Genomic DNA, 20,459 nt, shown 5'->3' with positions numbered 1-20,459 from the left:
AGTCCACTTCGTGGACGGTGGACTGGCTCAGATCAGCGACGTCGTCATCGTCGACTCCGCGTGTCCGCCGGCTGCCGGTCAGGTCATTCTCGCCGTCGGAGTCCAATGGGGGACGCCTGCCGCAAGGGAGCTCACCACTGAGGCGGAACGAGAAGGAGCTGCCGCCATCGTCTTCCGCGCCGAGGAGACCATCGATACCGTGCCGCCCGGCACCCGGACGTCTGTCCTTCTCGCCGACGCCCACATCGGCTGGGCGCAACTCCTCTTGCTGCTTCGCACCCTGACCTCCGCCGCGCAGGACGAGACGGCCACGGAATCAACCGACCATCCCGTGCCGAGCTCCATGCACGGTCTCGCGGACGCGATCGCCGTGATGGTCGGCGGCTCGGTCGTGCTCTACGACCGAGCTCACCGGGTGATCGCCTACGCCGTTCAGGGCCACGAGATCGACAATGTACGGCGGGATGCCATCCTCGGCAAGCGGACCCCTGAGCAATGGATCAAGCGGTTCACCATAGACAGATCGGCTTATCAGACATTCCGCAACCCTGACGAGGTCATCAGGGTCGACTCCTACGAGGAAATGCGGACTCGGCTGCGGATCGCGGTCCATGCGGGTGGGGAGATCCTCGGCGAGATCTCCGTAGCGGAGGGCCGGCAGCCGCTCGGTGCCGAGGCCGAGAGGGCCCTCAAGCATGCGGCCAGCCTCGCGGCACCGTTCATGCTGCGCCACCGCGTTGCCGAGGACACCGACCGAACGGCGCGGGAGCAGTTGCTGCGCGGCCTCCTTGAGGGAAATCCCGCCTTGGAGGCCCAAGCGGTCGGCTCCGGTCTCGACCCCAGCCGCGGGCTTACCACCGTCGGGTTCATCATGCGGGTGCAAGGCCGGCCCGACGCGACATCGGCGGAGGTCTTCGCCGAACGGCTGATACATCTGCTGTCGTTGCAGGTCCACAGCCTTGATCCGGCAGCCGGTGTGGTGGCGATCGACGGCGCCTACTACGCGCTCATCCCGGTGCCGACGCAGACGGCCCACGAGCAGCTCGCGACCCGGCTCAGGCCCGCCATCGCCCAGCTTCGACGACTCGACATCGAAGCGTGCGCGGCGGTCGGGAGACGGACTACCAACCTCAAGGAGGTCCCCACGTCACGGGGGGATGTGGACGATCAACTCCTGCTGCTCGGACGCCGGGAAAGCTCTGGAGTCATCGGCACGAAGGAGATGCTGTGGGCGGACATGACACTGCTTCCCGCCGAGCGGGCGGTCGCCGCAGGAGATCCGGAACTGACTGAGCATCTGCGTCGGCTCCTGGCACATGACCGCCGACACGGCACGGAGTTCGTCAAGACCCTGCGGGTCTACCTGGAGGTATTCGGGTCGACATCTGCCGCGGCCGAACGGCTCGTTCTCCACCCCAATACATTGCGGCACAGGTTGACGCGGCTTACGGAGATCGCCGGGATCGATCTGGAGGATCCGTCACAGCGCCTGGCGCTGGAGCTCCAGCTGCGGGCGAGCGTCTTGCCGGGTGCGGAAATCCACTCTCGCAGCTGAAAAGTGCGTGTCGGCAGGCAACTTGCCTGGTCGGCACGCACTTTTCGACGCCCCTCAGCAGATTGGGGAGAGCCACGTCAGCCCCCCATCCGCCTCATCGGTGTTGCAGCGAACGGCTTGTCGTCCGGTCCGCGACGTTGCGATCCTTCGTCTCCGGAAGGGTGCGAATACAGATCAGGCTGCCGAGCGAGGTGAGTGCGAGCATGCCTCCTACCGCCATGCCACCGAATGCGTCGAAGAGAGCCGGAGCCACCAGGGGAACGACGCCGCCGCCCAGGACGCCTCCGAGGCTGAATGTCAGGCCGGCACCCGTGTAGCGGAACCGGGTCTCGAACAGTTCAGGCAGGAACGCACCCACGGGGCCGAAGCAGATGCCGAAGATGACCAGCAGGATGGTCAGCCCGGTGGCGAAGGCGAACACGCCGCCCAGATCCAGAAGCGGGAACAGGACCAGCGACCACACGAGACCGGCCACGCAGGAGGTCGTGATGATGGCACGTCGCCCGAAGCGGTCGGAGGCACGGCCCGCGGCTATGATCGCCACCCCGAACATGACCGATGCGAAGATGCCCAGGCCAAGAACGGTGGACCGACTCAGCCCCATCCCGGCCGGGCTGGTCCCGTAGCTCGTGAGGTACGCGGTTCCCATGTAGAAGAAGCTGTACTGCATCGTGATTCCACCAGCCCCCAGGAGCACCTCACGGGGCTGGTTGCGCAGGACATCGACAAACGGGGACACGCGCGGTGCGCCGGCCCGGCCCGCAGCGGCCTGGGCTCGCTCGAACTCCGGCGTCTCGGTGACGGAGAGCCGTGCCCACAGCCCGAGGCCCACCAAGGCGATGCTCAGGATGAAGGGGATGCGCCAGCCATAGTTGAGGAACATGTCGTTCGTGTGGCCGAAGAGATTTCCGGTTACCAGGAACGTCAGGCTCGACAGCAGGAAACCGAGGGCCGGTCCCAGCTGCGGATACACCGCGTAGCGCCCGCGGCTTCCGGCGGGTGAGTGCTCGGCGGCCAACAGGGTGGCTCCTGCCCACTCGCCGCCGACAGCGAAGCCCTGGGCGGCACGCAGAAGTACGAGGATGATCGGAGCCACGACACCGAGGGTGGCCGATCCAGGCAGAAGACCGATCAGCGTGGTGGCGATGCCCATGATCAGCAACGTCATGATGAGGGAGCGCTTACGCCCGAGACGGTCACCGAAGTGCCCAAAGACCACGGATCCTACAGGCCGGGCGATGAAGGCGATCGAGAGCGTCGCAAAGGACGCCACAGTACCGGCCGTCGAGCCGAGAGCGGGAAAGAAAACCTTGGGAAAGACGAGAGCCGCTGCCGTGGCGTAGATGAAGAAGTCGTAGAACTCGATCGTCGTGCCCACGCAGCTGGCGAAGGCCACCTTACGCATGGAAGCCGACGAATTTCCGTTCGGAGTTCCTGAGGACGTAGTCATGAGCAACCTCGTGATGCTGGAGCTACCGGCGCGTCGACCGCGCCGGCGTAATGAGGGAATTTTTGCTGAGAAGGAAGTCCGGCACAGATGTCGGCAGATCGGGCTCGATCATCTACCGCCGCGACGTTTGCGGACGACGCGATCGGCGAATTCGAATCTCACGTCGTGGCCGCCGCAGCCCGTACCGTGGTGACGTTGGACCGCGACGTCGTTTGTCCCGCTGAACATATCGGTGTGCCACACCACAGCCATTGGGCGAACGCACAGCACCGAAGCCGCGACGTTGTGGCTTTCGGGTGTTCCCGGTCAGCCTGCCTTGCCGTCGGTCTGCCGCAGCTCGGCCAGGATGGTCTCCGTGTGCTCGCCCAGGCCCGGGATCGCGGTGATCGGTTCCTCGAGGCCGTCCAGGTTGAACGGTGATCGCAGGACGCGGACCGGCCCCTCGGGAGAGGACGCCTGTGTCCATCGCGCCCGCGCCTCGTGCTGCGGGTGGTGTACGAGGTCGTCGAGGTCGTTCACGGCCGCGGTCGGGATACCTGCGGCAGTCAGTCGTTTCGTGACTTGGGAGGTGCCAAGCTCGGCCAGCTTCGCCTCGATCACCGATTCGAGGTCTACGCGATTCCTTACACGCAGTTCGTTGGTGGCGAAGCGCTCGTCGTTGATGAGGTCGGGGCGGTCGAGAACCTGCTCGCACAACCGTGCCCACTGCGCAGCGGTCTGCACGGCGAAGTTGACGTGTTCACCAGCGCCAGTGGGGTAGACGCCATAGGGCACCATCATGTTGTGGCGCGCACCAGCCCTCGGCAGTTGCACGCCGGCATAGAGCTGGTGGTAGGCGGGCGCCATCATCCACTCGCTGAGACACTCGAACATCGAGGTGTCGATGAAGGCGCCGGCACCGGTCCGCTCGCGGCGAAGAACTGCGGCGAGGATCGCCGACACCGCGTAGATCCCCGCGCACATATCGGCCACCGAGATCCCGACCTTCGCCGGACGCTCGGGCTCGCCAGTGACCGACAGCAGGCCGGCCTCACCTTGAATGAGGAGATCGAAGGCCTTGCGGTCCCGGTACGGCCCGTCTGAGCCGTAACCCGATATGGCGCAGTTGATCAGCCGGGGAAATCGCCTCCGCAGTTCTTGCCGGCCGAACCCCAGTCGCTCCACGGCGCCAGGTCCGAGGTTGTGAACGAATATGTCGGCGCGTGCGAGCAGGCCGCTGAACGCTTTCTGGCCCTCATCCGACTTCAGGTCGAGGGCGACACTCCGCTTACTGCGGTTGGCCCACACGAAATAGGCGGACTGCCCCGCCACTACGGAGTCGTAGTGGCGGGCCAGGTCTCCACCGGATGGGCTTTCGACCTTGATGACATCTGCCCCGAGATCGGCAAGGTGACGCGAGCACAGCGGGGCGGCGACAGCGTGTTCGAGGGCAATTACTCGTATGCCGGCCAGGGGAGATTCGTCATTCCTGGCCTGGTCAATGTTGGCAGCGTCGTTCTCCGTCATCGGCCTTTCCTGCACCTAGAGTTCCGCCGACCGGTCTCCCTGCCAGTGGGAATGACAGCACCGGTTCGCTCTGACCTTAGAGGCGACAGCCCTGGAGCCCCTCAGCCGAAGCCACGATGTCGCGGTGCGTCTCTGAGTGTTCTGCACAACCCCTGGACCGGACGGCCGCCCGGCGTCTCCTGCCGCACCGGCAGGACTCTTAGATGCGGTGCGTGGTCCAGAACGACGACAGGTTGACCGTCGTCGCGGCCTGGGCGGCGGCCTTGAAGTCGGCCACCGTGGAGATGCCGTACCAGTGTGAAGCGGCGTAGTCGTGCAGGAGCGTCTGCATGGCCGTGGTGCCGATCAGGCGGCGCAGGTCGTGCAGGGCGCACTTGCCGTAGGTGTAGACGACCGTGCCGTAGCGGCTGGAGTGGGCGTCCCAGTAGGCCATCGAGTTGCTGATCTTCTCGGCCGACGACTGCCAGGAGACGCTGTTCCAGCAGTTGGTGCCGCTGATGCCCTGGTACAGGTCGGTGGCGTAGTCGGCGAAGGACTCGTCCAGCCACGGGGTGTTGTACTCGTCGTCGCCGACGATGCCGTACCACCACTGGTGGGCCAGCTCATGGGCGAGCGCGGTGGAGCTGACCAGATCGAGCACGAACCCCGGATACTCCATGCCGCCGAACCAGAAGTTGTTGTCCAGGACGACGTCCACCTCGCCGTAGGGGTAGGCGCCGAAGCGGCCGGCGTGGGCGACGAGCGAGTTCTTGGCGGTGTTCATCATCGAGGTGGCGCTGGCGGCGCTGATGCCGCTGACGCGGTAGACGTTCACGGTGACGCCCGTGGTGGTCGTGCCGGTGGTCTTGGTGAACGCGCCGGCCCCCCAGGCGAACTCGCGGACGTGGCTCGCGGTCGCGGTGGTGATCGTCCGGCCGGAGCTGCCGGGGGTGTCCACGGAGGTGCCGGTCGCGGGGACGAGCAGCGAGCTGGGGTGGTCCAGGGTGACCCGGTAGTCGCTGGCGAGCTGGTAGAAGGACTCGCCGTTGTTGGTGTAGGGGTCCAGGTGCCACCCGGCGCCGTCGCGTACGGCCAGGACGGGGAGGGCGTTGCCGATGAAGTTGTACGCGCCGTCGTGGCCGAACCGGTCGGCGCCGCTGGGCACGACGATGCTCAGGTCGAAGCCGACCGAGCCGTTCTGCCCCTGGGCCAGCGGCGCGGGGAGGGTGATCTTCAGCGCCGTGCAGGCGACGGTCAGCGAGCCGGCCGTACCGCCGGTGACGTTCGTGACCGTGATCGGGGTGGACGGGCAGCTGCCGTGGTAGTTGTCCCACAGGCGCAGGTAGACCTCGGTGAGGGGATCGGCCGACAGGTTCGTGAAGCTGACGCTCTCGTGGCCGGTCCAGGTGGTGCCCGAGGCGTTGCTGGTGAGGTTCACGGTGTAGGAGGCCGAGCCCGGCGTCCGGGTCGCGTCGACCGCCCAGGCCGGAGCGGGGAGTCCGGCGGCTAACGCGATGGCGATCGTGCAGAATGTCAGCATTCTTCGGATCATGGGCTGGCTCCTTGTGTGACGCTCGGGCCCCCGATCTGCCGACGAAACGTAACTTCCTGCGTCAGGACCGTCAATATCCCGGACGGCAATATCCCGGACGGGAAGCGTGGTGCGTTTCCCGTCCGGGATAGAGCTCAGGCGACGAGCTGCTTGTCGGCCGCCCGCTGGATCAGGTCCTTGTCGGTGATGACCACCGCGTCGGGGATCGCGTCGGGCAGGTCGTCCTCCAGGAAGCGGACCGGCCGGTAGCGGTAGGCCGCCAGGCCGATCACCACGGTCACCGCGCCCGCGACGAGGGTGAGCAGGGCGATCCCCCTGCCCTGCGCGGCGCCGGCGATCGGGTCGAAGACCCGCTCGACCAGCGGCCCGGCCAGCAGGAACCCGACCGGGACCATGGCCCAGCTGAGCATCAGGTTCGTGGCGATGACCCGGCCCTGCAGGTCGAGCCCGACCTTCTGCTGCACGATGGCGAACCAGTGCGCGTTCAGCAGCGCGGTGAACAGCCCGATGAAGAACAGCCCGATCGCGGGCAGCACCGGATTGGGCGCGATCCCGATGACGGCGAAGGAGAGGCCCAGGGCCATGAAGCAGCCGAGGATGCCGTACGTGCGGCGGGCCAGGCCCCCGGTCACCGTCATGATCACGCTGCCCACCAGGAGCCCGATACCGGTCATCGAGAGGGCTATGCCCAGGCCGCGGGTGTCGGTGAGGCTGAGCAGCAGCGGCGTGGACAGGACCTCGACCATGGCGAAGGGGAAGTTCAGGAACGAGGTGAACAGGATGATCGCCAGGAGCCCGTGCCTGCGGGTGATGTAGCGCCAGCCGCCCGTCATCTCCTGCCAGAACGTCTCCTCCCGCTTCTTGAACAGCGTGTTGGGGAAGCGGACCGCCAGGGTCACGGTGACCGCGAAGGCGAAGGTGGACAGGTCGATCACGATGATGCCGTGCAGCCCGATGGCGGCCACGAGCGCGCCGCCCAGCAACGGCGCCAGTACGGTTCCCGCGGCCTGCCCCAGCTGGGCCAGGCCGCTGGCTTTGCCGTAATAGCGTTTGGGCACCAGCTGGGCCACGGCCGCCATGTAGGCGGGCTGGTGGAAGGCCGTCGACACCGCGCCGACGGCGACGATGAGGTAGACGTGCCAGAGCTGGAGTCCGCCCGTCCACAGCAGGGCGGCCAGCGAGGCGGAGGAGACCCCGGCCGCCGAGTCGGCGGTGATCATGACGAGCCGGCGGTTCCAGCGGTCCGCCACGGCTCCGGCGACCGGCGCCAGCACGACGGCGGGCAGCAGCGCCATGACCGAGACGATGGCGAACATCGAGATCGACCGTGTCTGCTGGTAGACCCACAGACCCAGGCCGAACGTGGTCAGCCCGGTGCCGATCAGCGACACCAGCTGGCCGAAGGCCACCAGGAAGAACGTCTTCAGGCTGGCCTGCTGGTAGCGGGGCGGCAGCGGCGCCGGTGACCGGTCCCCGGCATCGAGGATCTCGGCCAGCTCGGGCGCCTGGTGTTTCTGGAAGTAGTGCCCGGCCTTGGGGATCACCACCAGCGACACCTCGTCGGAGAAGGACTCCCACTCGCGGAAGCGCTCCTCGTACAGCTCGGTGGCGCGGTCGCTCTCGCCGACCACGCAGACCAGCGGCGCGGCCAGCTTCTTGATGGGCGCCTGGTAGAGCTCGGTGTAGTAGTCCTCGCCCTCCTGGGTGTCGTGGAGGAAGACGCCCATGATGAAGTCGCGCTCGGCGGGGTCCAGCGCTTCGGTGAAGAAGCCCATGGCCCGCAGGAACTCCAGCGCCTGCCGCTTGGAGGTCCACCGCTCCATCGGGAAGACCTTGCGGAACCAGGCGAAGGTCTTGCCCGGCAGGCGGGGCGCGGGCAGGTGCCCGCCGATGACCACCTTCTCCAGGGCGACGCCTTCCTCCTCCAGCCGGCGCGCCAGCTCGACGGTGAGCGCGCCGCCCATGCAGTGGCCGTACAGGGCGAGGGGGCCGTCGACCTTCTCCTTGATCTCCTTGACGCAGCCCTCGACGAGCTCGTGGAAGGGCAGCACGGGCTCGCCGGGGTTGCCGGTCTCGTGGCCCGGCGGCTGCAGCGCGAGCATGGTGATGTGCTCGGGCAGCGCCGAGGCCAGCGGCTGGTACGTGATCGCGCCGCCGCCCGCGAACGGCACGCAGACCAGGGTCAGCGCGGCCGCGGATCGTGGTGGCGTCAGTTCATGCAATAACCCGATATTTCGGGATGATCCGTCGAGTGTGGCGAAGGTGCGGATGGTGGGGTTCTTGAAGAGGTCCAGCACGGTCGCCTGGATCCCCGAGTCCCGGACGGCGCGTACGGCCTTGAAGGAGTCGCCGCCCAGCGCGAAGAAGTCGTCGTCGATCCCGATCCCCTTCACACCCAGGATCGCCGTCCAGAGCTCGACCAGCTTGACCTCGGCCGGTGTCCGCGGCGCCGCGCCCTCGGCGCGTACCTGGGCGACCGGCTCGGGCAGGGCCTTGCGGTCCACCTTGCCGTTCGGGGTGAGCGGCAGGGCGTCCAGCAGCACGAACGCCGAGGGGATCATGTAGTCCGGCAGCTTGCGCCGCAGGTATTCGCGCCAGTCGTGCTCGGCGTCGGCGGCCAGGTAGGCGGCGATGCTCTTGTCATCGTCCGAGCCGCGCACCACCACGGCCCCCTCGCGGACCGCGGGATGCGCCAGCAGCAGCGACTCGATCTCGCCCAGCTCGATCCGGTAGCCGCGCACCTTCACCTGGCCGTCGGCCCGGCCAAGGAACTCGATCGAGCCGTCGGCCCGGCGGCGGGCCTGGTCACCGGTCCGGTAGAGCCGGCGCCCGTCGCGCCAGGTGATGAAGCGTTCGGCGGTCAGTTCGGGCTGGCCGAGGTAGTCGCGGGCCAGGCCCGCCCCGCCGATGTAGAGCTCGCCGACCACGCCGGTGGGCACCAGCTGCATCGCGGCGTCGAGCAGGTGGATCTGCGTGTTGGCGATCGGGTGCCCGATGGTGATCGGCCCGTCGGTGACCCGGGTGAGGGTGGACCAGATCGTGGTCTCGGTCGGGCCGTACATGTTCCACAGCTCGGCCACCCGGCCACGCAGGTCGGCGGCCAGGTCGGCGGGCAGCGCCTCGCCGCCGCACAGGGCCTTCAGGTCCGGCTTGCCCGCCCAGCCCGACGACAGCAGCAGCCGCCAGGTCGCCGGAGTGGCCTGCATGACCGTCGCGCCGTCCAGCAGGGCGGCCAGCCGCAGCGGATCGTAGGCCGCCTCACGGCTCGCGATCAGCACATGGCCGCCGACGGTGAGCGGCAGGAACAGCTCCAGCACCGAGATGTCGAAGGCGGTCGTCGTTACGGCCAGGAGCGTGTCCTGGCCGGTCAGGCCGGGCTCGCGGCTCATGGAGGTGAGGAAGTTGACCACCGAGGAGTGCTGGACGCGCACGCCCTTGGGCCGCCCGGTGGAGCCGGAGGTGTACAGGACGTAGCAGGGGTTCTCGTAGGTGGCCAGGGCGGGCGGCCGTTCCGGGCTCTCGCCCGAGAAACCCTCATCTGTCAGGATGAGCTCCCCCTGGAAGCCGGTGTAGCGCCCGGCGAGCTCGCGCTCGGTGACCAGGACGCCGATGCCGGAGTGGTCCAGGATGTAGTCCTGACGGTCCTGCGGGTACATCGGGTCGAGCGGCACGTACGCGCCGCCCGCCTTCAGCACGCCGAGCAGAGTGACCAGCATCGTGGCCGAGCGCTCCATCGCGACACCCACCAGCGTCTCGGGCCCCACCCCCGCCGCGCGCAGCCGCCCGGCGACCTGGTTGGCCTGCCCGTCCAGCTCCCGGTACGTCAGTGAGGCGCCCTCGAAGCTGACGGCCACGGCGTCGGGCGTCCGGTCGGCCTGGGCCTCCACCAGCTCGTGGACGCACAGGTCGGGCACCTCGACGTCCTGGCTGTCCAGCTGCTCGGCCAGCTCCTCACCGGTGAGGAAGTCCAGCTCGGACAGCGTGCTCTCGGGCGCCGCGACGATCGCGGACAGCAGGGCCTCGTAGTGCCGGAGCAGCCGCTGGACGGTGCTGGGGTCGTAGAGCGCGGTGTTGTACTCCAGCCTGCACTCCAGCTCGTCGTCCTGCTCGTTGACGTAGAGCACCAGGTCCACCTGGGCGGTGCCGACCTCCACGGCCAGCTCCCCGACGGCCAGCCCGGCCATGTCCAGGTCGCTCTTGGGCAGGTTGAGCAGGTTGAACAGCACCTGGAAGAGCGGGTTGCGCGACAGGTCCCTGGGCGGGTTGAGCTCTTCCACCAGCCGTTCGAACGGCACGTCCTGGTGGGCGTACGCGCCCAGCGCGTATTCGCGTACCTGCGCCAGGAGTTCGGTGTAGCGCAGGCCGCCGTCCATCTGGGCCCGCATGACCAGGGTGTTGATGAAGCAGCCCGCGATGCCTTCGAGCTCGGGGCGGGTGCGCCCGGCCACCGGTGAGCCGACGCAGATGTCCTCCTGGCCGCTGTAGCGGTACAGCAGTGTGTGGAGCGCGGTCAGCAGGGCCATGTAGAGCGTGGCGCCGCGTTCCTGGCTCAGCTTCCGCAGCCCTTGGGCCAGCTCGACGGGCAGCACGTGGGTGGCGACCGCCCCCTCGAAGGTCTGCATCGGCGGGCGTGGCCGGTCCGTGGGCAGGTCCAGGCTGTGCGGAATGCCGCGCAGCCGCTCCTTCCAGAAGCCGAGGTCGGCGACCTGCTCCCGCTGCCAGCGCGCGTAGTCGCGGTATCTGACCCGCGGTTCGGGCAGCGTCTCGCCGTTGTACAGCGCGACCAGCTCGCTCCTCAGCAAGGTGATCGACCAGCCGTCCACGACGATGTGGTGGAAGTTGAGCGACAGAACGTGGTGATCCGGGGCGAGCCGCAGCAGCCGGGCGCGGAACAGGGGCCCGTGCGCCAGGTCGAACGGCTCGGTCGCGGCCGCGCTCAGCGCCCGCTCGGCGTCGCCGCAGTCCTCGACCGGCAGCGGGGTCTCCCCCGCGGGCAGCACCACCGGCACCGGCTCGCCGTCCGGGGCGCGGAAGACGGTCCGCAGTGACTCGTGCCGCCGCACCAGCTCGCGCAGGGCTTCGTGCAGCCGCGCCACGTCCAGCTCGCCGCGCAGGTCCAGCGCCGTGGCCACGGCGTAGGCGGCCGAGCCGTGCACCTCGTCGATGAACCACATGCGCCGCTGGATGAACGAGACGGGCGCGGGCTCCTCGCCAACCGGGATCGCTTCACGGGAGGCCGCAGAGGCGACGAGCGCCCGCTGGCCGCCCAGCGTGGGGTGGTCGAAGACCGCCTCGATGGGCAGGCCGAGGCGGGAGGCGAGCTGGGTGGCCACGAGGGAGTCGCCGCCCAGGTCGAAGAAGTCGTCCTCCGGTCCGGTGGGCGCGAGGCCGAGCACGTCCCGCCAGACGGCGGCGACCACGTCGAGCTCCTGGACCGCCTCCGCCACCGGCGCGGCCGCGACCTCGAAGCGCCGGGTACGCGGCCCGATCCAGTAGCGGCGCCGCTCGAACGGATACGTGGGCAGCGGCACCCGCCTGCCCGATGGGCCGAACGCCGTCCAGTCGACGTCGGCGCCGTGCACCCACAGCCGCCCGACGGCCTCCAGCAGGGCGGTCCGCCCGCTCTCCGGCTCGGCGGAGGCGAGGGCGGGGGCGGGGGCGGGGGCGAGGGTGGCGACCGTCGCCTGGCCGCCCTGTCGGCGTACCAGGGTGGTCAGGGTACGGCCCGGCCCCGCCTCCACCACCGCGGCGTCGGCCGCCACGAGGGCGCGGGCACAGTCGGCGAACCGCACGGTCTCCCGCAGATGGCGCACCCAGTAGGCGGGGTCCTTGGTCTCGGCGCCGGAGGCCCAGCCGCCAGTGACGTTGGACAGGTACGGCAGCTCGGGCGTGCCCAGCTGCACCGAGGCGACCTCGGCGGCGAAGGCGTCGAGCACCGGGTCCAGCATGGCGGAGTGGAAGGCGTGGGAGGTGCGCAGCGTGCGGCAGGCGACATCCTGCCGTTCCAGCCGCCGCTTGACCTCCGCGATGGCCCCCTCCGGCCCGGCCAGGACGCACATTTCGGGGGTGTTGACCGCCGCCAGTGAGACATCCGCGCCGAGCAGGTCACCCACCTCGGACTCGGGCAGCGGCACGGCCAGCATCGAGCCAGGGGGCAGGCTCTGCACCAGGCGGCCGCGCGCGGCGACCAGGCGCAGGGCGTCCTCCAGGGTGAAGACCCCGGCCAGGCAGGCGGCGACGTACTCGCCGATGCTGTGCCCGGCCATCATCGCCGGGCGGACGCCGCGCTCGATCAGCGCGCGGGCGAAGGCGTACTCCGTGACGAAGAGCGCGGGCTGGGTGAGCCAGGTCTGGTCGAGGTCGCCGGCCTCGCCGTACAGGACTTCGCGCAGGTCGAGGCCGAGGTACGGCTCAAGGATGCCGGAGCAGGCGTCGACGGTGGCGCGGAAGACGCTCTCCGATCGGTACAGGCCCGAGCCCATCCCCCGGCGTTGCGCGCCTTGGCCGGGGAAGACGAAGGCGACCTCGCGGGGGCGTGACTCGCCCGTGACGAGCTCGGCGTCCAGCGCCGACTCGTGGTCCTCGGCGACCAGGATGGCGCGGTGCCGCAGCTGACGGCGGCCGTGCCTGAGTGTGGCGGCGACGTCACCCAGATCCGTGTCCGGACGCGCGCGCAGGTGGGCGCGGAGTCGCGTGGCCGTCTCCCCCAGCGCCGAGTCACTGGCCGCCGACAGGATGAGCAGGTGCGGGCCGGTCGCCGACGGGGCGAGGGGCTCCAGCGGGGCGAGGGACTGTGCGGCGGGGAGCTGTGCGGGTGCGGGTGCTTCCTCCAGCACGACGTGGGCGTTGGTGCCGCCCATCCCGAAGGCGCTGACGCCCGCCCTGCGCGGCCCCGGCCCCTGCGGCCACTCCGCGCTGGCGGTGGGCACGTAGAACGGGCTGAAGTCGATGCGCGGGTTGGGCGTCGCGAAGTTGACCGTGGGCGGCAGCGTGCGGTGCTTGAGCGCCAGTACGGTCTTGATCAGCCCGGCCATCCCGGCGGCGGCGTCGGCGTGGCCGATGTTGGACTTGATCGAGCCCAGGGCGATCCGCCGATCGCCGGTGAAGACCTGGGAGAGCGCCGCGACCTCGATGGGATCGCCGAGCGCGGTGCCGGTTCCGTGCGCCTCGATGTAGCCGATCGTGCCGGGGTCGACGCCGGCCGAGGCGAGCGCCGCGGTGATGACCTCGGCCTGGCCGTCCACGGCCGGCGCGGTGTAGCCGACCTTCCTGGTGCCGTCGTTGTTGACCGCGGAGCCGCGTACGACGGCGTGGATGGTGTCGCCCGCGGCGATGGCGTCTTCCAGCCGCTTGAGCACGATGACGCCGACGCCGCTGGCGCCGATCGTGCCCCGGGCCTCGGCGTCGAAGGGCCGGCAGTGGCCGTCCGGCGACCCGATCCCGCCGCTCTGGTAGACGTAGCCGCGCCGGGTCCAGGCGTTGACCCGCACCGCCCCGGCCAGCGCGACGTCGCAGTCTCCCGCGATCAGGCTCTGCCTGGCCAGGTGGAGCGCGACCAGCGAGGTGGAGCAGGCGGTGTTGACGCTGATGCTCGGCCCGCGCAGGTCGAGCTTGTAGGAGGTGCGGGTGGGCAGGGAGTCCTTGTCGTTGCCGAGCATGACCTGGTAGTCGCCGACCGCTTTGAGCACGTCCGGCGCGGCCAGCAGGTTCTCGATGAGGTAGCTGCTCATCGCCGAGCCGGCGAAGACGCCGATCTGGCCCGGGTGGCGGGCGGGGTCGCAGCCCGCGTCCTCCAGCGCCTCCCAGGCGCTCTCCAGGAACAGCCGCTGCTGCGGGTCGAGGATCTCGGCCTCGCGCGGGGTGAACTCGAACAGCGTGGCGTCGAACAGGTCGATGCCGTCCAGCACCATACCCGACCTGACGTAGGCGGGGTCCGAAAGCCGGTCGGGGTCCTCGCCGTCGGCGAGCAGTTCCTCGTCGGTGAAGTCCTGGACGGCTTCCACGCCGTCGCGGATCGCCGCCCATAACTCCTCGGGGCCGGTGGCGCCGGGGAAGCGGCAGGCCATGCCGACGATGGCGAGCGCGCCGTCGGCGGCGGGCGCGGTGGTCGAGACCGCCGCCGGGGCCGGGCCGTCGTCGCTCAGGTAGGCCGTCAGCGAGGCGATCGTCGGGTACCTGAACAGGTCGGTGACCGTCAGGCTGAACCGCTTGCGCAGCCGCTCGTGCACCTCTAGGACCAGCAGCGAATGGCCGCCCACCTCGAAGAAGTTGGTGTCGGGGCCGAAGGCGTCGGTGCCCAGCGCCTCGCGCCAGGCCCGGGTGACGAGCTGGGAGATCTCGCGGCGCGGCAGCTCCCTCGGCGTCTCGTCCCCGCTCATCGCCCCGGCCAGCACCTGCTGGAGGTCGGCGACCAGGCCGCGGATCGTGCCGGCGTGGTACAGGTCCGTGTTGTACTCCACGAGCCCGTCCAGCGTCTCGCGGACGCCCACGGTCAGGTCGAACTTGGCCGTGTGCTCGGGGATCTCGACGGAGGTGACCGTCAGGCCGGCCAGGTCCAGCGCCGCCGTGGCCTCGGGCAGCATGTTGAACATCGTCTGGAACACCGGGGTACGGTCCAGGCGGCGCTCCGGGTTGAGCTCCTCCACCAGCCGCTCGAACGGCATCCCCTGGTGGTCGTGGGCGTCGAGCACCGCCTCCTTGACCCGCTCGACCACTTCGGCGAACGACGGCTCGCCCGACAGGTCGGCGCGGATGGCCAGGGTGTTGGTGAAGAACCCGATCAGGCCCTCGTACTCGATCCGGTCCCGGTTGGCGATGGGCGTGCCCACCACCAGGTCCTGCCGGCCGGAGCGGCGCGAGAGCACCACCAGGTAGGCGGCGAACAGCACCATGTACGGCGTGGCGCCCAGGCCGCGGCAGTAGGCCGCGAACTCCTCGCGCGGAAGGTCGAGGGAGAAGGGCAGCTCGGCGCCCGCGTACGTCTGGACGGCGGGCCGCGGCAGGTCCGTCCGTAACTCGGTGAACGGCGGCGCGCCCGCCAGCCGCTCGCGCCAGTAGGCCAGATCCCCGCTGTAGTCCTTCTCCCGCTGCCAGATCGCGTAGTCGGGATACTGCTGGGACAGCGCCGGCGGCTCCTGGCCGTTGTAGAGCGCGCTCAGCTCCCGGCGGAGCACGTCCAGCGACCACGCGTCGGCGACGATGTGGTGCAGTAACAGGTGCAGGACATGCTGCTCCGCGCCCTCGCGCACCAGGTGGGCGCGGATGAGCGGGCCGGTGGTCAGGTCCATCGGCGTGCCGTCTTCGACGTCCGCCAGGTCGACCGTGAGCGAGTCGGCCACGATCTGGTACGGGCCGTCCTCGTCCATGGCGAACGTGGTGCGCAGGCTCTCGTGCCTGGCCACCAGGGCGTTCAGCGCCCGGTGCAGCGCTTCGCGATCGAGCGGGCCCTCGACGCGGAAGGCGAGCGGGATGAGATAGTGCGCGGCGCCCGGCGCCATCTTGTCCAGATACCAGGCGCGCAGCTGGGTGAAGGACATCGGCAGCCGGTCGGGCCTGGGCCGTTCGGTCTGTTGCCGCTGTTTCTTCTTGCGTAACGCTTCCAGGAGCTGGCGCTGCTGGGCTGACAGGCTCATTGATTACCTTCCATCGAGCGCAGCAGAGCCTCGGCCTCTTCGTCCGAATACGCGGCGACCATCAGATAGAGCTCCGCGGCCGCCTCCACGTCCGGCGACGTGAGCTGCGCCCCCAGCTCGGCGACGGTCGGGTGGGCGAAGAGCGTCCGCAGCGGCACCTGCACTTCCAGCGCCTCGCGCACCCGGGAGGCGATCTGGGTGGCGTTGAGCGAATTGCCGCCCAGATCGAACAGGTTGTCGTGCCGCCCGACGGGCCCGCCCAGCACCTCCTGCCAGATGGCCGCGATGGCCTGCTCCACCGGTGTGGCCGGAGCCGTGACGACCCGCGCGCTGCGGCCGGGCTCCGGCAGGGCCTGCCGGTCCACCTTGCCCGCGGGGCTCACCGGCAAGGAGTCGAGTGTGACGAATGTGCTCGGCACCATGTACTCGGGCAGCCGTTCGGCCAGGTAAGGGCGTAACTCGGGGCTGCCGTCGGCGACCACGTAGGCCACCAGGCCGCCGTCCCGGACCATGACGAACGCCTCGCGGACGGCGGGGTGCCCGGCCAGCACCGCGGCGATCTCGCCGGGCTCGACCCGGTAACCGCGGATCTTGACCTGGTCGTCCGCGCGCCCCAGGAACTCGATCTCGCCCGCCCCGTCGCGACGGGCCAGGTCCCCGGTCCGATAGAGCCGGCGCCCGTCCCGCCAGGTGATGAACCGTTCCTCGGTCAGCTCGGGCTGGTTGTAGTAGCCCCTGGCCAGGCAGGCGCCGCCGAGGTGCAGCTCGCCGGGGACGCCGTCGGGCGCCTCGTGGCCCAGGCGGTTCAGGATCGGCGTCTGGATGCCGGTGACCGGCCTGCCGATGGGCGGCAGCCGCGGCCAGCTCTCCGGCGGGCCGGTGAGCGTGTGGGCGATGTCGATGATCGCACCCTCGGTGGGGCCGTACTGGTTGTGCAGCGTCATCCACGGCCTGATGAACCGTTCTAGCTGCGGGGTGACCTGGAGCTGCTCGCCGGCGGTGATCACCTCGCGCAGCGTGGCGGGCGGCTCGATCCCGGCGCCGGCCAGCGACTGCAGCGCCACGAAGGGCAGGAAGATCCGCTCCACCCGGGTCCTGGCGATGTGGTCGAGCAGGGCGGCCGGGTCGCGCCGCACCTCGTCGCTGACCATGACCAGCGTCCCGCCGTACGCCCAGGTGCTGAAGATCTCCTGCACCGAGACGTCGAAGCCGAGCGCGGTGAACTGCAGGCTCCGGTACGTACCGCTGTGCCAGGCCATGAGGTTGGCGACCGGGCGGTGCGGCATCGCCACGCCTTTGGGCTGACCGGTCGAGCCCGAGGTGAACAGGATGTAGGCCAGGTCGTCGGGCGTGACGCCGCTGTCGGGCCGGTGTTCCGGCCGGCCGTCGAGGTCGGTGTCGACGTGGACGGGCCGCTCGTGCGGCAGTGCGCCGGCCAGGGCCTGGTGCGTCACCAGGACCGGGGTGTCGACCCGGCCGAGCACCTGGGTGAGGCGTCCCTCGGGGTAGGAGGGGTCGAGCGGTACGTACGCGCCGCCGGACTTCAGGATGCCGAGGATCGCCACGGGCAGGTCGAGCGAGCGCCGTACGTGCAGGGCGACCGGCACCTCCGGGCCCACTCCCAGCCCGCGCAGCAGGTGGGCCAGCTGGTTGGCCCGCCGGTCGAGCTCGTCATAGGTGAGGGCGGCGCCGTCGAACTCGACGGCGACCGCGTCGGGCGTCCTGTCCGTCTGCTGTTCGAAGAGCCGGTGCAGGCACTGGTCGGGACCGCGACCGGCGGGCTCGTGCTCCCGGGCGAGCAGCGTGGAGATCGGCGCGGCCGGGTCGGCCGCCACCTGCTCCAGGACGCGCAGGTAATGTCCCAGCAGACGCTCCGCGGTGGCGCGCTCGAACAGGTCGGCGGCGAACTCCAGGCTCATCTCGCGCCCTTCGGCGTAGAGCACCAGGTCGGCCTTGGCGCCGCCGTTCTCCACCTCCTCGAGCATCCGGAAGGTCACTCCGTCGCCCCGCTTGACCTCCGGCGGCTCCTGCATCGCGAACATCACGTCGAAGGGCGGCCGGCCGTCGGGGCAGAGCTCCCGGACGATGTCCTCAAGCGGCACGTCCGTGGGCGTGGCCAGGACCGTCGCCCGCACCTGTGCCAGCAGGCGCTCGAAGGAGGGGTCGTCCGACAGGCCGGTCCTGATCGGCAGCGTCTCCACGAAAAAGCCGATCACGGAGTGCGCGCCCGGCGCCTCCCTGCCGGAGAACGGCACGCCCGTCACGAGGTCGTCCTGGCCGCTGTAGCGGTACAGCAACGCCTGGAAGGCCGCGAACAGCACCATGAACGGGCTGGCCCCGGCGCTCCTGCCCAGCGACTCCACCTCGGCGAGCAGCCCGTCCGGCAGCGTGGCCCGGACCCGGCCACCGGGCCGCAGCGGCCCCGTCGATCCCGGGCGGTCGGCGGGCAGCCCCAGCCGCTCGGGCGCGGACTCCAGGACCTTCCGCCAGTACGGCAGGCCATCGAGGCCCTGCCTGCGCCCGTACGGCGCGATCGGCGCGGGCAGGCTCTCCCCCGTGTAGAGGCGGGCCAGCTCGTCCAGGAAGACCCCGGCCGACCAGCCGTCGAAGGCGATGTGGTGCACGGTCACCAGCAGCCGGTGCCGGTCGTCGGCGAGCCGGAGCAGCAGCGCCCGCAGCACGGGACCGTTGCGCAGGTCGAAGGGGTCGCGGGCGGCGTGCTGGGCCAGCGCGGTCGCGCCACGCGGGGTGGCGTCCATGACCTTCATCGTGATGAGCGCGTCGGCCGGCTCGACGACGATGGGCACCGGCTGGCTGTCGCGCTCTTCGTAACGGGTGCGCAGAGATGGATGCCGGCGCACGATCTCGTTGATCGCGTGCTGCAGGCGGCCGGTGTCGAGGGGGCCGTCCAGGGCGTACAGGATGGGCACGTTGTACTGCGCGCCGGACGCCACCTGGTCGATGTACCAGAGCCGGCGCTGCGCGGGCGTGAGCCCGCCTTCTGCGGCGGTCACCGACGTCATCCGCGGCAGGTCGTCGATCGCGCGGGCCAGCGCGGCGAGCGTGGGATGTTCGAAGAGCATCCGGGGCTCGACCCACTTGTTCAGCCTGCCGCAGGCGCGGGCGGCGATGCGCATCGCCAGCAGCGACTGGCCGCCCAGCGCCAGGAAGTCGTCGTCGGCGCCGATCGGCCCGGCGTCGAGGACGTCCTGCCAGAGCTCGGCGAGCAGCTGTTCGGTGGCGGTGCTGGGCGGCGTGATGGAGCGGGGCTCGCGGACCGGGTCGGGCAGCGCGGCGCGATCCACCTTGCCGTTATGGGTCAGTGGAAGCTCGTCCAGGAAGACCCAGGCGGTGGGGATCATGTAGTCGGGCAGGTACCTGCGCAGGTGGGCGCGTGCCTCCTGCTCGCTCGCCGTGCCCACGAGGTAGGCGACCAGTTCGTGGCCGCGGACGGCGGTGGTGGCGGCCCGGACCCCTGGGTGCCGGCCGAGCACGGTCTCGATCTCGCCGAGCTCCACCCGGTTGCCGCGGATCTTGACCTGGTCGTCCGCGCGGCCCAGGAACTCGATCCGGCCGACCTGATCACGGCGGGCCAAGTCGCCGGTGCGGTAAAGGAGTTGTCCGTCCTGGTCATGGACGAAGCGCTCGGCCGTGAGGTCGGGCCGGTCGAGGTAGCCCAGGCCGACGCAGACGCCGCCGAGGTAGATCTCGCCCTCCTCGACCGGCCGCATCGCCTCGTCCAGCAGGTGGACGGTGACGCCGGGCAGCGGCGAGCCGAGCGCGGGCGGGCGGGTCTGGCCGTCGGCGACCGGCACCTCGCCGGCGATCGCGTTGACGGCGCACTCCGCCGGGCCGTAGAGGTTGATCAGCCGGAAGGGCAGCTCGGGACTCGGATACGTGGTGAGCCGGTCGCCGCCGGTGCTCAGCGTCGCCAGCGTGGTCTCCTCCGGCCAGGACAGGCCGAGCAGCCCTTCAGCGATGGGCGTGGGCGCGTAGCAGGTGGTCAGCTCCTGATCCACGATCCAGTCGCGCAACGCGGGCAGGGAGAGCCTGGTCCGCTCGCTGGGGATGACCATCGTGGTGCCCGCGGTCAGGTACGTCCAGATCTCCCAGACCGACGGGTCGAAGTTGGGGCTGGTGAGCAGCGGGGCCCGGCCGCCGATCCCGAAGGTCTCGTGCGACCAGCTGATCAGGTTGGCCAGCGCGCGGTGCGGGACGAGCACGCCCTTGGGAGTCCCCGTGGAGCCGGAGGTGTGGATGACGTAGGCGAGGTCGCCGGGCTTGACGTCCGGCAGGGGTGACGCATCCGCCACGTCGGACGTGTCGATCACGGGGATACCGTCGGGGACCAGAGCTCTCCACTCCGGCGCCGTGACCACGGCCGCGGCTCCCGCCAGCATGGCGCGGATCCGCTCGGCGGGCGTGGCGGGGTCGATCGGCGCGAAGGCGAGGCCCGCCTTCATCGCACCCAGCTGGCCCGCGACCAGCCGGATCGACCGGCCCGCGAGCACGGCCACCCAGGGCTGCCCGGTCATCGTGAGACGAAGCAGTTGAGCGGCGACGCCGTTCGCGAGGCGATCTAACTCTCGGTAGGTGAGATGTTCTTGACCGGCCGAAACAGCGACCCTTTCTGGGGCCCTGGACAGCTGGTCCTGATAAAGCTGCAGAACAGATGCTAAGGGTGATGCATCTGACGTCATTGTCGCGCCTGCCGATTGTTGAGTTTTGCGAGTTTCTGGGCACGCCGCGGATCAGGATGACCTGGTCGCCAGATTCGTGTCAACC

At 70.0% G+C, this 20,459-nt stretch carries 6 protein-coding genes; 1 reads left to right on the top strand and 5 read right to left on the bottom strand.

From position 1 onward, the window contains the following. Positions 1-10: 10 nt before the first annotated feature. Positions 11-1,555 (top strand): helix-turn-helix domain-containing protein, encoded by a 1,545-nt coding sequence (locus AB0J16_RS27915; protein WP_358544724.1) that lies wholly within the window; start codon positions 11-13, stop codon positions 1,553-1,555. A gap of 94 nt (positions 1,556-1,649) precedes the next feature. Here the strand turns inward: AB0J16_RS27915 and AB0J16_RS27910 are convergent, their stop codons facing one another. From AB0J16_RS27910 to AB0J16_RS27890, 5 genes are all read right to left on the bottom strand, one after another. Continuing rightward, positions 1,650-2,960: an MFS transporter gene (locus tag AB0J16_RS27910; protein ID WP_358544722.1), complete on the bottom strand. Its 1,311-nt coding sequence runs from the start codon at positions 2,958-2,960 to the stop codon at positions 1,650-1,652. 351 nt (positions 2,961-3,311) lie between these two features. After that, on the bottom strand, positions 3,312-4,511 hold the full coding sequence (locus tag AB0J16_RS27905) for a CaiB/BaiF CoA-transferase family protein (RefSeq protein WP_358544721.1): 1,200 nt from the start codon (positions 4,509-4,511) through the stop codon (positions 3,312-3,314). 199 nt (positions 4,512-4,710) lie between these two features. Continuing rightward, positions 4,711-6,042 carry a M1 family metallopeptidase gene (locus tag AB0J16_RS27900; protein WP_358544719.1) on the bottom strand — a complete coding sequence of 444 codons (1,332 nt, stop codon included), beginning with the start codon at positions 6,040-6,042 and terminating at the stop codon, positions 4,711-4,713. A gap of 134 nt (positions 6,043-6,176) precedes the next feature. Further along, complete coding sequence (locus AB0J16_RS27895) at positions 6,177-15,674, bottom strand: amino acid adenylation domain-containing protein (protein WP_358544718.1); 9,498 nt, start codon at positions 15,672-15,674, stop codon at positions 6,177-6,179. Beyond that, a complete protein-coding gene (locus tag AB0J16_RS27890) occupies positions 15,671-20,374 on the bottom strand; it encodes an amino acid adenylation domain-containing protein (protein WP_358544716.1) in 4,704 nt (1,567 codons plus the stop codon). The genes AB0J16_RS27895 and AB0J16_RS27890 overlap by 4 nt, the downstream gene beginning before the upstream one ends. Between the last annotated feature and the right edge of the window lie 85 nt (positions 20,375-20,459).

The sequence above is a fragment of the Nonomuraea sp. NPDC049750 genome (assembly GCF_040659625.1).
Taxonomy (GTDB): Bacteria; Actinomycetota; Actinomycetes; order Streptosporangiales; family Streptosporangiaceae; genus Nonomuraea.
The sequence above is the reverse complement of the archived record's forward strand: the minus strand, read 5'-3'. Positions and strand labels throughout refer to the sequence as shown.